Source organism: Vibrio sp. V30_P3S12P165, assembly GCF_009904905.1.
Lineage (GTDB): Bacteria > Pseudomonadota > Gammaproteobacteria > Enterobacterales > Vibrionaceae > Vibrio > Vibrio fujianensis.
Genome location: NZ_WXWH01000046.1, coordinates 23,000 through 36,957, shown reverse-complemented (window position 1 = coordinate 36,957; position 13,958 = coordinate 23,000). Strand labels below are relative to the sequence as shown.

The window sequence follows — 13,958 nt, the reverse complement described above, 5'->3', positions numbered from 1 at the left end:
TGAAGTATAGTATACCAATCCCAAACAATAGACGACTATTTTTATATCCTTCAAGGAGTTTGCTCATCATCACCTATTGTAGGGGAGATTTTTCTTATTGGCACTTCTCTGCGATGAATTTTTCAACGCAAGCTTCAATTTCTGCCGCAGTTGGTAGAGATAATGCTTTCTGTGCCATTGCTTTTACTTCGGCAAAGTTCGAGTTACGGATGACTTTCTTCACTTTAGGGATAGAAATGCCACTCATAGAAAACTCGTCTAAGCCCATACCTAACAATAACAGCGTTGCACGCTCATCGCCAGCAAGCTCACCACACATACCGGTCCATTTGCCCTCTGCATGGGAGGCATCAATCACTTGTTTGATGACCGTTAATACTGCCGGTGACAGTGGATTATAGAGGTGAGAAATCATTTCGTTACCGCGATCAACCGCGAGTGTGTACTGCGTTAAATCGTTGGTACCGATAGAAAAGAAAGACACTTCTTTTGCTAAATGATGAGCAATCGCTGCAGCAGCAGGGGTTTCTACCATCACACCAATTTCGATGTTTTCATCAAACGCTAACCCTTCGCGACGAAGTTCCGCTTTATATTCTTCAATCGCTTCTTTTAGGGCTCGAATTTCTTCAACTGATATGATCATCGGAAACATGATACGCAATTTACCGTGTGCGGATGCTCGTAAAACACCACGTAATTGGTCACGTAAAATTTCACGGCGATCTAAACTGATACGGACTGCGCGCCAGCCTAAGAAGGGGTTCATTTCTTTTGGCAGGTCCATGTATGGAAGATCTTTATCGCCGCCAATATCCATGGTACGAATAATAACAGATTGCCCATCCATCGCTTCAGCGACTTCTTTATAGGCTTGATATTGTTCTTCTTCGGTAGGCAGAGCATCGCGATCCATAAATAGGAATTCGGTACGATAAAGGCCGACACCTTCGCCACCATTACGGATGATACCGTCACAGTCTTTCACGGTGCCAATATTACCGCACACTTCTACACGATGGCCGTCAAGCGTTTCCGCGGGTAAATCTTTCAGCTTTGCCAACTCTTCTTTTTCCGCTAGGAAAGCTTGTTGAACTTGTTTTGCCTGCTCAAGCTCAGCTTCTGTTGGGTTGACAAAAATTTGGTTATTGATCGCATCTAGAACTAACGTGTCACCATTTTTTACTTGTTTGGTGATGTTGTTAGTACCAACAATGGCTGGCAGCTCTAAGGAGCGAGCCATAATTGATGTATGTGAGGTGCGCCCCCCAATATCACAGGCAAAGCCAAGCACGTAATCAAGGTTGATTTGTGCCGTTTCAGATGGCGTTAGATCGTAAGCAACCAGAATGACTTTTTCGTCGATATCACTAATAGATACAATATGAATACCAAGTGCATTTTTTACAAAACGAGAACCAATATCACGGATATCAGTTGCGCGTTCTTTTAGGTATTCATCATCAAGAGATTCAAGCGCGGTTGCTTGTTCTTCGATCACTGTGTAAATAGCGTTATCAGCAGAAAGTTTGTCGTTTTTGATGAGCGCTAAAATTTCTTCTTCTAGCTCTTCATCTTCAAGCAACATGATGTGGCCTTCAAAGATGGCTTCTTTTTCTTCACCAAAAGTTTCCAGCGCTTTTTGTTTGATTACTTCAAGCTGAGCCGCTGATTTTTTACGAGCGTCATAGAAGCGTTGAATTTCTGAATCAACTTGAGCGTCTGAAATGGTGTTTGTGTTTAGGACAATTTCATCTTCTTGAAGTAGTAATGCTTTACCTATAGCAATACCAGGAGATGCTAGGATGCCTGAAATCATAGCCTTACCTTAAATTGGTCAACTGTAAACGGGAGAAAATGGACGTTAGTGCTAACGATAATATGTAGCCTATTCTCGGACATATTTCCAATAAAGCCATTTTGTTGAAGACAAAATGGCTTGGATTTTCCAATAGGAAATGCTTATTAGTGAAGCTGATCCATGAGTGCAACTAGGTGGTCAACCGCTTCTTTAGCTTGAGGACCCTCTGCAGAAATAGTCACAACAGTACCTTTTACTAGGCCTAGCGTTTGAAGTTTGAATAGGCTTTTGGCACTCGCACTTTTACCGTTTGAACTTACGGTGATGTCTGCATCAAAAGCTTTTGCTTCTTTAACAAATTGTGCTGCTGGACGAGTGTGAAGGCCGTTTTCTGCCGTGATTTCTACTTGCTTCTCGTACATGTTTTATACCCCAATTAATTTAGTTTTTGTAAGTTGTTAACTTGCATAAGCTTAACCTTAACCGATCATTTCTGCTAGCGCAGTCAACGTATTTTCGTGTTAGAGCTTATCCTCGTCTAAAACAATCAACAGTTTTTATTCGTCAAAGCGAATGGTAACCCTTGATTCTAATCTAGTTGGCTTCTTTATTTTGAAGCTAAAAATAAAACACCCCGATATTACCAAAGGTGGGGCAAGGATCAACAAAAAAGCCCCAGTACGGGGCATTTTTAAACGAAAATTTGATTTCACCACATATTATTGTTGGTTTTCTTTTTCAGTGAAAATACCCGAAAATAGCGCAGTGCTAAGGTAACGTTCAGCCGAACTTGGTAGAAGAGCAACGATGGTTTTTCCTTCAAATTCAGGAAGTTCTGCAAGTCTATTAGCCGCAACGACCGCCGCGCCTGAAGAAATGCCAGCTAAGATACCTTCTTCTTCCATAAGGCGACGAGCCATGTCAATGGCTTGATCGGATGTGACCGTTTCAACCCGATCTATCAGTGTTAAGTCGAGGTTGCCGGGAATAAACCCGGCACCAATCCCTTGAATTTTATGTGGTGCCGGTTTGATTTCTTCACCAGCTAAAGCTTGAGTAATGACAGGAGATTCGGCGGGTTCTACGGCAACCGATACAATGGCTTTTCCTTTTTCGCCTTTTATATAGCGGCTGGTTCCAGTGAGTGTACCGCCAGTACCAACTCCGGCGACAAATACATCAACTTGGCCATCGGTGGCATCCCAAATTTCAGGCCCAGTGGTTTTTTCATGGATCGCGGGGTTGGCTGGGTTATCGAATTGTTGCAGCAGTAAGTATTTATCAGGGTTGCTTGCTACAATTTCTTCCGCTTTGGCAATCGCCCCTTTCATCCCTTTTGCCGCTTCGGTGAGTTCAAGGTTGGCACCGAGCGCTTTTAATAACTTGCGACGTTCTAGGCTCATCGACTCTGGCATGGTTAACGTTAATTGATAGCCACGTGCTGCAGCAACAAAGGCAAGAGCGATGCCAGTATTACCACTGGTAGGTTCAACCAGCTCTATGCCTGCTTTTAGTTTACCTTGCTTTTCTGCCTCCCATATCATGTTTGCACCAATACGGCATTTCACGCTAAAGCTTGGGTTGCGGGCTTCAATTTTTACCAATACGTTACCTTTGCTCACCTTATTTAAACGAACAAGTGGTGTATTACCAATAGTTAGTGAGTTGTCTTCGTAAATTTTGCTCATGGTGATATTCCTTCATTACGCAGATTTAGCGTGTGGTGCGTTGAGATAATTAGTCAATACCGTCTCAGAATAGAGTTTGCTGAAAGAAGGTAAAAGGACTAAAAAGTTATAACTTATTAAAGATTTAACGGTATTGAGCCGTTACCGCTTATATTCGGCTTTAAATTCATGCACCCACATTACCGTCGCGCCACAGACGGCGACAGGCATAATAAAAAGGTTAACAATGGGAACAGCAGTAAGCATTGAGATGATCATACCAAACCCATAGGCTTTGCTTTGTTTTTGTTTCAAACTGTTTCGCATGGTATTGAAATCGATTTTGTGGTTATCAAAGGGGTAGTCACAATATTGGATCGAGAGTATCCATGCGGTAAAAATAAACCATAGTAGTGGGCCTATGGTTTGTCCTAATGCAGGGATCAGCAGTAACAGAAATAACCCGATGGCTTTCGGGAGCATATAGGCCATTTTTCGGCATTCTCTTAGCAAAATTCGTGGGGTATCTTTAATCAAGGCCCAAATACTCATCTCACTGGCGGCTACACCAGTAATTTTTTGTTCGACTTTTTCGGCGAGCAAACCGTTGAAAGGAGCGGCAATAAAATTAGCTAATGTACTGAAAAAATAGGAAAACGTGGCCAAGATAGTCAAGGCTAGCACAGGCCAGAGTAAATAACTCAGCCAAGATAAAAAATCCGGTAGCCCGTCGAGCCATTGATTAATCCAACCATCGAGATGAGTCAATAAATAATACATGGCTCCACCCACGAGCAGTAGATTCGCCACAAGGGGCAATAGCACAAACCGCCGAATACCGGGTGAAAAAGCGAGTTTGAAACCTTCAGTGAAATAGCCAAAACCTGAATGTTGTGATGTGATAGGCATAGTCAATCCCCTGATAAACGAAATCGCATATTAACGTATATCTTCAACGTAACGGAGCGATCCGCGAAGAAAAATTAGCGTATCGACGCAACTTCTAACATTAAGTTGTTCTAAAGTAGGGGGGAATTTTGGTAAAGTAGCCCACTAAACTGATATATCTACCTTGGTAAACGTGCGTCATAGGCGTTAGAGCTCAGAACATCAACACCGAGAAACTGAGAGTTTAAAATGCAGGAATTGCGATTCGTACTCATAATTGTTGGCGCGCTAGCGATAGCCGCTTTGCTATTTCATGGTCTTTGGACTAGTAAAAAAGAAGGGAAGTCTAAGTTTGGTGATAAACCTCTTAGTCGCATTGCGGTTGAACGACATGACGATATGGCCTCCGAATCCGCGCAGGATGATGTTGTTCCTAAAGAAAGAAAAGAACCTGATTTTGGCTTATCTGGTCATGATATTGATCCTTTGATCGCTGATTATGAGTTAGATATCCCTGTCACTCCTGTGCGTCTTTCTGATGACGTTGATGAGCAAATAACTTTAGCACAAACCGAACCAGATCCTAATTTAGACAACTCTTCTTCCAGCGAATTTGGGCCTGTTGAAACGGCGGCTGTCGAGCAGCCAAAGGAAGAAGAGCTACAAGTGGTTGTCCTCAACGTTCATTGCGCTGGCTCAGAACCATTTATTGGAACCAAGTTATTTGAGAGTTTGCAACAAAACGGTTTATTGTATGGCGAAATGGACATTTATCATCGTCATGCTGATTTATCTGGCACAGGAAAGGTTTTGTTCAGCGTTGCGAATATGATGCAGCCAGGAACACTCAAGCATGATGACCCTGCTGAATTTGCGACCAAAGGTATTTCCTTTTTTATGACGCTGCCTTGCTTTGGTGATCCTGAGCAAAACTTTAAGTTAATGCTCAAAACGGCTCAGCAAATTGCGGATGATTTGGGGGCCAATGTATTGGATGATGCACGAAATCTGATGACGCCTGATCGTCTATCTGGCTACCGTAAACAGATCCAAGCGTTTAAAGCCAAACAGGTTTAACTGATTACTAGTCAATCAAAGGCTCCTAGTCGGAGCCTTTTTTCTTGATTCGAGAGAATAACGATGCAACACGTAGAGCAAAGATTACAAGAGTTACGGCAAATTCTGCACGAGCATGCCATACGTTATTACGTAGAAGATGCACCAACCATTCCTGATGCGGAATACGATAGACTCATGCGAGAGCTATTAGAGCTTGAAGCTCAACACCCGCAATGGGTGACGGCAGACTCACCCAGTCAACGAGTGGGCGGTGCACCGCTATTAGGGTTTGAGCCCGTTGTGCACGAGCTTCCGATGCTATCGCTTGATAACGCCTTTGAAGATGCGGAATTAGACAGTTTTTATCGTCGTATGGGTGAGCGTGTGGCCGGAGCGAAACAGGCTTCATTTTGTTGTGAGCCTAAGTTAGATGGGCTGGCTGTAAGCTTACTTTATGTCGATGGTGTATTGGTACAAGCTGCCACTCGTGGTGATGGTACAACAGGTGAAAACATTACTGAAAATGTTCGAACCATCAAATCGATTCCCTTAAAATTGCGCGGTACTGGTTGGCCAAAACGGATAGAAGTCCGTGGTGAAGTTTTTATGCCGAAAGCGGGGTTTGAGCAAATGAACGCGCAAGCATTGAAAAAAGGTCAAAAAGTTTTTGTTAACCCGCGCAATGCAGCAGCAGGAAGTTTACGTCAGCTAGACTCTCGTATTACCGCAACCAGACCATTGGCTTTTTATGCGTATAGTGTTGGGGTTGTTGAGGGAGGAGCGTTAGCGGACAGCCACTATGAGCGTTTTTTACAACTAAAACAATGGGGATTACCCATCAGCCCCGAAGCAAAACGGGTTGAGAATTTAGCCCAAGTCAAACAATACTATCAAGATATCGTGGAACGACGCAGTGAATTACCTTATGAAATTGATGGTGTGGTGATCAAGGTTGATGATGTTCTTTTGCAAGAGCGGTTAGGATTTGTTGCGCGAGCGCCTCGCTGGGCAATTGCCTATAAGTTCCCCGCTCAAGAAGAGATGACCAGGCTGAATGAGGTAGAGTTTCAAGTCGGAAGGACAGGAGCGATCACGCCAGTGGCAAAACTTGAGCCGATATTTGTCGGTGGTGTGACCGTGAGTAATGCCACTTTGCATAATGCCGATGAAATTGAGCGATTAGGGGTCATGGTTGGCGATACGGTGATTATTCGTCGTGCAGGCGATGTGATTCCACAAATCGTTGCGGTAGTGCTCGAGTTAAGGACTGATGAAGCGAGAGCAATATCTTTTCCCACGCATTGTCCCGTTTGCCATTCTGATATTGAACGAGTGGAAGGTGAAGCCGTTGCCCGCTGTACTGGTGGGTTAGTTTGCCGCGCACAACGTAAAGAATCATTGAAGCATTTTGTCTCGCGTAAAGCGATGGATGTTGATGGGCTCGGTGATAAAGTTATTGAGCAGTTAGTCGAACGCGATATAGTATTGACGCCCGCTGATCTATTTAAACTCCGAGCAGGCGAGTTAACTGTTCTGGAGCGGATGGGGCCTAAATCTGCACAAAATATTACTCAGGCGCTAGAAAAAGCAAAACAAACCACATTGCCTCGTTTTTTATATGCGCTTGGCATTCGTGAAGTGGGGGAAGCGACAGCGATGAACCTTGCCCAGCATTTCTACAACTTAGAAGCCATTATGCACGCTTCAGTCGATCAATTAATTAAAGTGCAAGATGTTGGCATGGTAGTAGCTAGCCATATTCGAGCGTTCTTTAGTCAAGAAAATAATCAACGGGTGGTTGAGGAGCTACTTGCATTAGGGGTTCATTGGCCAATCATCGAGCCGAAAAGTGATGGACAACCACAGCCACTAGCCGGAAAGACAGTCGTATTAACGGGATCGTTATCACAACTATCACGCAGTGAAGCCAAGGCGGCGTTGCAATCGTTGGGGGCGAAAGTGACAGGCAGCGTTTCTAAAAATACTGATATTCTATTTGCAGGAGAAGCTGCCGGTTCAAAACTACTGAAAGCGCAAGAGTTAGGGATTGAAATCTTAGCGGAACAAGATTTAATCAATCTGATCCAATAACGATAATTTCATAGTAATAGAAACCCTCAGTTGCTCTACTGAGGGTTTTTTATGTTTTTAAAATAACTTAGTTGTTCATGGGCAATTTGTCTGAAATTAACAATTCATGCTTGAGTTTTTTGTCACCTTGTTTTTTCTATCGATGCGAGCGACTTCAATTAATTCATTTTCAATTGAACTTAAATGATTGATATTTAATGTAATTATTTTAATTTTGTCTGGTTGTCTAAATAATTAGATCTTGATCACTTACTGGTCCAAAGTTTGCCGTCGGTCATATTTTTTTAGTTAAAAATTAAGTTCTGATTGATGTTTTATCTGCGGCGGTTAGTCTTAAGGCATGGATACACCAAGGTGTATACAAACAGCGATGAGACTCTTTAAGGGGTGCTCATACAGCAAAAGTTTTCTCCCTTCGGCGGCCAACTTTGGGGAGAAAAATAAAACAGCTATCTTTATTTTTAGGAGTTTTCCATGGACAAAATGTTTAAACGTACTCTATTAGGTGCGGCCATTGCAATGGCAGCGGTTGGTAGTTCTGCAAATGCCGCGGTTGAGTTGAATGGCAAAGCGGTACAGTTTTATGGTCAAGCGGCGGGGTTTGTAACCATTGCATCACCAGATAAAGGTGATGATAAAGTGTCAGCAACAATCGAATCGCGTGTTGGTTTCCGCGGAGTCGTTGAGTTCGAAGATTTTGGCCCAGATTTGCTTTGGCAGATTGAAGGCGGGGATGCTAATAATAGCGATAAATCAGGTCAGTTAGGTGCTCGTGACACTTATCTCGGTTTAGGTTTTGATGGTGTCGGCTCAATTAAATATGGTCGTCAACTTGTTGCTGCATATAATTATGTTGACTGGCCACACTCTAACCCAGGTTTGGGAAATGTATTTGACTGGAATAACGATATTCGTGTAAAAGATCAGGCAAACTATCAAGACCGTGCAGATAATGTTATTCGTTTTGATTCCGAGACTTTTGGCGGCTTTAATTACCAAGTGACATTGAGTGGTATGGAAGAAACAGTTGATGGTTTAATTATCAACGTAGCTGGCTCATACCAAGCTGGTCCGGTAAACCTTCATGCTGGTATGTATCACCAAGATACTTATGAAAATAAAACCAAAGGCGGTCTTAAATACTATTTAGTCGGTGCTACTGCTGGGTTTGACAACTTTACTCTAACCGGTGCACTTAAATTTATGGAAAATGATCTGAATGATGGTGAGCAAATGGCTTACTCGGTGACAGGTCAATATGTTAACAACTCTTGGGTTTATAAATTAGGCGTATCTGGTACAAATGATGCGAAACTAGACGGTAATAAACAAGCCGATACTAAAGATTTAGCAGTGAACGCTCGTTTGGGTTACTTACTGCCAAGCACTTATTTGTTCATGGATTTACGAAACTACAAAATGAACAATGCTGACGGCTTTGACAATAACCTCTTGATCGGTGCAGAATACTACTTCTAATAAGTATGTAAGAACTGGTTAACAATATTGTCATTTTTCGAGCACCTTTGTTTGGGTGCTCGATTTATTTGGGAGAATTAAAATGCGATTTCGAACTTGTGCTTTGTTTCTAATCAGTATGCTTTGCTCTGGTGTTGCCGCTGCAGCTGTACAGGTTAATTTATCTAAAGATGTCGAGCTATTGGCTGTAAACGGTGAGGCTATAGGATTAAGATTGATCAAAAAAAACACACTGAAATTAGATGATGGTTTAAATCAGTCTGTTGTTCGGGTTTCTAAGCTAGTTCGTCAGATGAATGGTGAGTTTGAAAAGTTTAATTCTGATCCGGTCATTATTACGTTTAAAGCTCAAGATCAAAGTATCCATTTATCTCCTAAAGAGGATATTTCTACCTCGGTTGATGCTGAAGCATTTAACCAACATCCTCATTTTATTATACAATCTTCAGTCAGTGGGCTTAAAGTTGAACAAGAATTATTACCTCGTGGCCCAGGAATTACTCGTGATTATGAAAAAGAAATTATACGCTTCAATTCTCAACGTAATATCTCGTTGAAGAAGCAATCGATTGAGTCTCAGTTTTCTGAACAACAGCATAGTAAGAACGACATTATGCCCATTAGTGAATTTTCAGATGGCTCGCACACACTAAAAGAGCAATTTCTTACATTATCTGAAGAAGAACGCAAAGCGTTTCTGTCTTGGGCAATAAGTCAATAATGGGAATAAAATGCAAATTCGTGATGTGGCAAAAATTACCGGGTTAAGTGCTAAATCAATTCGATTCTATGAATTTAAAGGGTTGATTGCGGCTGCTGAGCGAGGCAGTAATGGCTATCGGTATTATTCGGAACATCACTTAGCGCAACTGCGCTTAATCGCTAGCGCTAGGCAAGTTGGGTTTAGTTTAGATGAGTGCGCCTCTTTATTACAACTTGCACAAAAAGAAGATCGAACCAGTGCGGAAATTAAGAAAAAAACGCAGCGTAAAGTGCAAGATATCGAGAGTAAAATAGCACAACTTGAGCAGATTAAAGCACAATTGCAATCTTGGATCAGTGAATGTCCCGGTGATAGTGGGCCAGCATGCCCTATTTTAGATAATCTCTATCACTATCCTGCGGCGCAAAAATCTTGTGGCATGAAAAAAAGTTAAGGTAATCGGTACGACGATAACAATCCTTGATTAAAAAAGAAGAAGAGTAACGTTGTAACGGCTCTTCTTCTTTTTGGTTATAATCTGAAATGTGATATGGCTATTGTTGTGCGCCAGATGCGCGGTAGGGTTTGATTTTTAGAGTAATTCCATCAAGGGCAATAATTTCCGCCATATTACCGGCATGAATATCCTCTTCACTGATGGCTGACCATGTACTATCGGCGAGCTGTATTCGTGTGACGATACCAGCTTTTACCTCATCCGTTATTGGTATTCGTTGGCCAATTAGCTGTTTCTCTTTTTGATTTAAAACGCGTTGACTGTCGCTAATGCGATCTGTTTTAAACTGACGACGCCACCATAACCAAGTGGTTATTAATGAGAAACTCGCAAATGTCATCCATTGCAACTGCCAACCGATGGGAATAAATAGCATTAATAGGCCAACCAGTAATCCGGAGAGCCCTAGCCAAAGAAAGTAACCCGCGGTGCCAAGCAATTCGATAGTGAGCAACGCTAAACCCAATGCTAACCAGTGCCAATAGTTGAATTGTGTTAACCAGTCAATCAAGCTTGATTTCCTTTATCTGCTGAATGCTGAAACATCTCTGCGATGCCAGCGATTGATCCCATGAGGCCTGTGGCTTCCAGCGGTAGCATAATAATTTTTCCATTTTCTGCTTGGCCAATTGATTTTAGCGCTTCGGTATACCCTTGAGCAATAAAGTAATTAACCGCTTGCATGTCTCCTTTAGCAATCGCTTCAGAGACCATTGAGGTCGCTTTTGCTTCAGCTTCTGCTGCGCGTTCACGAGCTTCAGCTTGTAGAATCGCGGCTTGCTTTTCCCCTTCGGCCTTTAATATTTCCGATTGTTTTTGTCCTTCGGCGCGTAAGATTTGTGCTTGACGAATTCCTTCCGCTTCTAAGACTTCGGCGCGTTTATTTCGCTCAGCTTTCATTTGCGCATTCATTGCCGCCGTTAGATCGGCGGGGGGTTGTACATCTTTGATTTCAATTCGAGTGATCTTGATGCCCCATGGATTGGTGGCTTGATCAATGATGGATAATAATTTGGTATTAATCATATCCCGTTGACTGAGCATTTCGTCCAGTTCCATTGAGCCGAGTACAGTACGCATGTTAGTTAATGTTAAATTACGGATAGCGTGCTCTAAATCGGTCACTTCATAAGCGGCTCGTGCCGCATCGATGACTTGCACAAAGCAGACCGCATCAATGACGACGCTGGCATTATCTTTACTGATCACTTCTTGAGCGGGAATGTCGAGTACCCTTTCCATCATATTAATTTTTTGGCCGATGCGGTCGACAAATGGAATGATAATATTTAAGCCGGGTTTTAATGTATGGGTATAACGGCCAAAGCGTTCGACCGTCCAGTGTTTACCTTGAGGGACGGTTTTTACTGCAGAAATGATAAAGACAACAGCGACGACGACAAATACGCCGATCGTAATAAGGGAGTCTATAGCCATGACGTATCCTTGTGGAGTGAAATAAAATACTAATATAATTGAATATCAATTGTGCAGTAGAGTTGAGTCGCTGGCAAGCCAACTTAGCGATAATTGATCAGCTTCGTATAAAATCAGGCGGCCCAGCCTTTGATTTTAGTGGTGGGGATCACTTTTGGCTCTTTTGATGTTGCTGGGGGGGTGTTATCTCGACATTTCTCTCCTTGTCGTTAACGCCCCCAATCGGATAGTCTGTCTATGTTCATGGGGGACTCGCTCACTGGCTGCCTACCTGCAATTCCAAGTGGTTTGGGTATCGAGTTGCATGCTTAATAAAGCAATGAGTATAACTGGCGACGATAACGACTAGCGATCGGGTTACTTTGCCCCAATGCATTTAATATATCCATGAATGTTTTTTTCATATCGCCGTCTAACGTATTCAGATCGCGGTTTAGAAAACGCCATAACAAAGCAAGGGCTTCTTCATCACGTTGTACTTGGTGATATTGACTGGCAAGCTCATTGGCAATTTTTGCATTGCTTGGTTGTTCGGTCAATGCTGTCTCAAGTGCTTGAATTTCTGGGCTATCAGCTGCTTGTTCGTACAGTTCCACTTGGGCGATTAACCGTTTGTAATAGCTATCTTGATATTCCAAAGGGATAGCCGATAAACGTTCTTTTGCTTCATCGAATCGTCGATTTGCCAATAAACAGTCGGCTAGAGCCAGTTTGATTTCGCCCTTATTTTGCCATTGTTCATCAAGTGCCATGAGCAGAGGTAAGGCTTGCGCATATTGCTGTTCGCTGACCAGTTTTAGTGCTTGTTGTGCCGTACGCTCTTCTTGACTCGGCAAGTGGCGGGCTAACATCTCTTTAATGGTTTCGATTGACTGTAACCCACTCAACCCATCAACTGGCTGTCCGTTGACAAATAGAGCTAAAGTTGGCAATGCCTGAATGCCAAATTGAGCGGCAATCTGTTGCTCTTCTTGACAGTTTAAAGTTGCCAACTGGAATGCGCCTTCATACTGTTGAGCAAGTTGTTGTAATTGTGGAACAAGTTGGGCGCTTTCGTCACTCATTGGGGCCCAGAAATAAAATAAAATAGGTTGATTCACCGAGTCTGCTAATACGTCGCGGAAATTGTGTTGAGTAACATCGATACTATGAGCTGAATGCATGGTGATTCCTTATGGCTATGTATATAAACCAAACATGGGGGAGCGCGCGATAAATCTCAAGGTGTGACATAAGATTGTTAGCGTTTTCTAGGGGCAATAGACCTTAAGTATTAGAGCACCCATCAAAGCCATGAATAGGTTTTGATGGGTGCTAAGTAGCAGTAAGCAAAGGTTAAAAAAGAATTAGCAGTGCCAAAGTAATTATGACACCGAGCCAATTCCATTGATTTAATGTCATTGGGCGATACTCAATGTCTTTGTGAATGTACTGGTGACTATGGCGAAAAAACATGACGAATTAATGACAAAATACCATTTATGCTGATTTATTGAGCAATTTGTCAAGAGTTCTGCCTGGTAATACTCGTTTGAGAATCGCAAACAATTTGGTCGGAAAGGTGATTCGATACCTAAGTTTAGGTCGCTTGGCTTCTAAAGCATGGAGTAATGGAGCAAGGCAAGCGTGTGCTGGAAGTGCAAATGGATGATTGGACTTTTCATTCGCGAGACGTGAAATTTGCTGTTGATAGGCTTGATGATGAATAGATGAATCGATGTTAATCCAGTTGGTCAAGGCTTGTAATGCGTTGGCTCTAAATTGAGTATTAATCGGCCCAGGTTCTAGTAAGCTAATGTGGATGTTTGAACCGGCCAACTCTAGGCGTAATGTGTCAGTCCAGCCTTCTATGGCAAATTTTGAGGCGTTATAAGCGCCTCGATACTTCATGGCTGCAAAGCCTAAAATAGAGCTATTTTGAATAATTCGGCCATAACCTTGTTGACGAAAATGGGGCAGTAATAGTGTGGTTAATGTATGCCATCCAAAAAAATTACTTTCAAATTGAGCCCGTAATGCTTCGGTGGGTAAATCTTCCAAGGCTCCTGGTTGACCATATGCTCCATTATTAAATAGGGCGTAGAGTTGATGGTTCGAGAGGGTTAATGCCATTTTGACAGCAGATTTAATACTTCTTTCATCAGCTAAATCTAACTGAATGCAGGTAAGCCCTAGTGCTTGTAAGCGTTGAACATCATGATGATCACGGCAAGATGCAATGACGTGATAACCTCGCTGCTTAAGCTCTAACGCGGCCATATAACCAATACCTGATGAGCAGCCGGTAATAAGAATTGATCGGGTCATAACCTATCC

At 42.6% G+C, this 13,958-nt stretch carries 13 protein-coding genes; 5 read left to right on the top strand and 8 right to left on the bottom strand.

The window, feature by feature from the left end:
• Positions 1 to 94: 94 nt before the first annotated feature.
• The 4 genes from ptsI to cysZ form a co-directional block, all read right to left on the bottom strand.
• On the bottom strand, positions 95 to 1,819 hold the full coding sequence (gene ptsI, locus CAG57_RS09755; RefSeq protein WP_161428168.1) for a phosphoenolpyruvate-protein phosphotransferase PtsI: 1,725 nt from the start codon (positions 1,817 to 1,819) through the stop codon (positions 95 to 97).
• 146 nt (positions 1,820 to 1,965) lie between these two features.
• Positions 1,966 to 2,223 (bottom strand): HPr family phosphocarrier protein, encoded by a 258-nt coding sequence (locus tag CAG57_RS09750; RefSeq protein WP_099612086.1) that lies wholly within the window; start codon positions 2,221 to 2,223, stop codon positions 1,966 to 1,968.
• 297 nt (positions 2,224 to 2,520) lie between these two features.
• Positions 2,521 to 3,489 (bottom strand): cysteine synthase A, encoded by a 969-nt coding sequence (cysK, locus tag CAG57_RS09745; RefSeq protein WP_161428169.1) that lies wholly within the window; start codon positions 3,487 to 3,489, stop codon positions 2,521 to 2,523.
• Positions 3,490 to 3,630: 141 nt separating this feature from the next.
• Positions 3,631 to 4,377, bottom strand: a complete 747-nt coding sequence (gene cysZ, locus CAG57_RS09740) for a sulfate transporter CysZ (RefSeq protein ID WP_099612087.1) — start codon at positions 4,375 to 4,377, stop codon at positions 3,631 to 3,633.
• Between the two features lie 228 nt (positions 4,378 to 4,605).
• On the opposite strand from cysZ, the gene zipA reads away from it, so the two are divergent.
• The 5 genes from zipA to cueR all read left to right on the top strand — a co-directional run bounded on the left by zipA (position 4,606) and on the right by cueR (position 10,142).
• A complete protein-coding gene (zipA, locus tag CAG57_RS09735; protein WP_099612088.1) occupies positions 4,606 to 5,433 on the top strand; it encodes a cell division protein ZipA in 828 nt (275 codons plus the stop codon).
• A gap of 63 nt (positions 5,434 to 5,496) precedes the next feature.
• The gene (gene ligA / locus CAG57_RS09730) at positions 5,497 to 7,506 is read left to right on the top strand and encodes an NAD-dependent DNA ligase LigA (RefSeq protein ID WP_161433910.1); all 2,010 of its coding nucleotides are present in this window, start codon (positions 5,497 to 5,499) and stop codon (positions 7,504 to 7,506) included.
• Positions 7,507 to 7,980: 474 nt separating this feature from the next.
• Positions 7,981 to 8,985 carry a porin gene (locus CAG57_RS09725; RefSeq protein WP_161428213.1) on the top strand — a complete coding sequence of 335 codons (1,005 nt, stop codon included), beginning with the start codon at positions 7,981 to 7,983 and terminating at the stop codon, positions 8,983 to 8,985.
• 82 nt (positions 8,986 to 9,067) lie between these two features.
• Positions 9,068 to 9,706: a YccT family protein gene (locus CAG57_RS09720; RefSeq protein WP_161428212.1), complete on the top strand. Its 639-nt coding sequence runs from the start codon at positions 9,068 to 9,070 to the stop codon at positions 9,704 to 9,706.
• 10 nt (positions 9,707 to 9,716) lie between these two features.
• Positions 9,717 to 10,142 (top strand): Cu(I)-responsive transcriptional regulator, encoded by a 426-nt coding sequence (gene cueR / locus CAG57_RS09715; RefSeq protein WP_161428211.1) that lies wholly within the window; start codon positions 9,717 to 9,719, stop codon positions 10,140 to 10,142.
• A gap of 100 nt (positions 10,143 to 10,242) precedes the next feature.
• Here the strand turns inward: cueR and CAG57_RS09710 are convergent, their stop codons facing one another.
• From CAG57_RS09710 to CAG57_RS09695, 4 genes are all read right to left on the bottom strand, one after another.
• Complete coding sequence (locus CAG57_RS09710; RefSeq protein ID WP_161428210.1) at positions 10,243 to 10,716, bottom strand: NfeD family protein; 474 nt, start codon at positions 10,714 to 10,716, stop codon at positions 10,243 to 10,245.
• Entirely contained in the window at positions 10,713 to 11,642 is a 930-nt protein-coding gene (locus CAG57_RS09705; RefSeq protein WP_161428209.1) for an SPFH domain-containing protein, read from the bottom strand. The genes CAG57_RS09710 and CAG57_RS09705 overlap by 4 nt, the downstream gene beginning before the upstream one ends.
• A 308-nt stretch (positions 11,643 to 11,950) precedes the next feature.
• Complete coding sequence (locus CAG57_RS09700) at positions 11,951 to 12,805, bottom strand: co-chaperone YbbN (protein WP_161428208.1); 855 nt, start codon at positions 12,803 to 12,805, stop codon at positions 11,951 to 11,953.
• A gap of 316 nt (positions 12,806 to 13,121) precedes the next feature.
• The gene (locus CAG57_RS09695; protein WP_099612094.1) at positions 13,122 to 13,949 is read right to left on the bottom strand and encodes an SDR family oxidoreductase; all 828 of its coding nucleotides are present in this window, start codon (positions 13,947 to 13,949) and stop codon (positions 13,122 to 13,124) included.
• Positions 13,950 to 13,958: the final 9 nt, after the last annotated feature.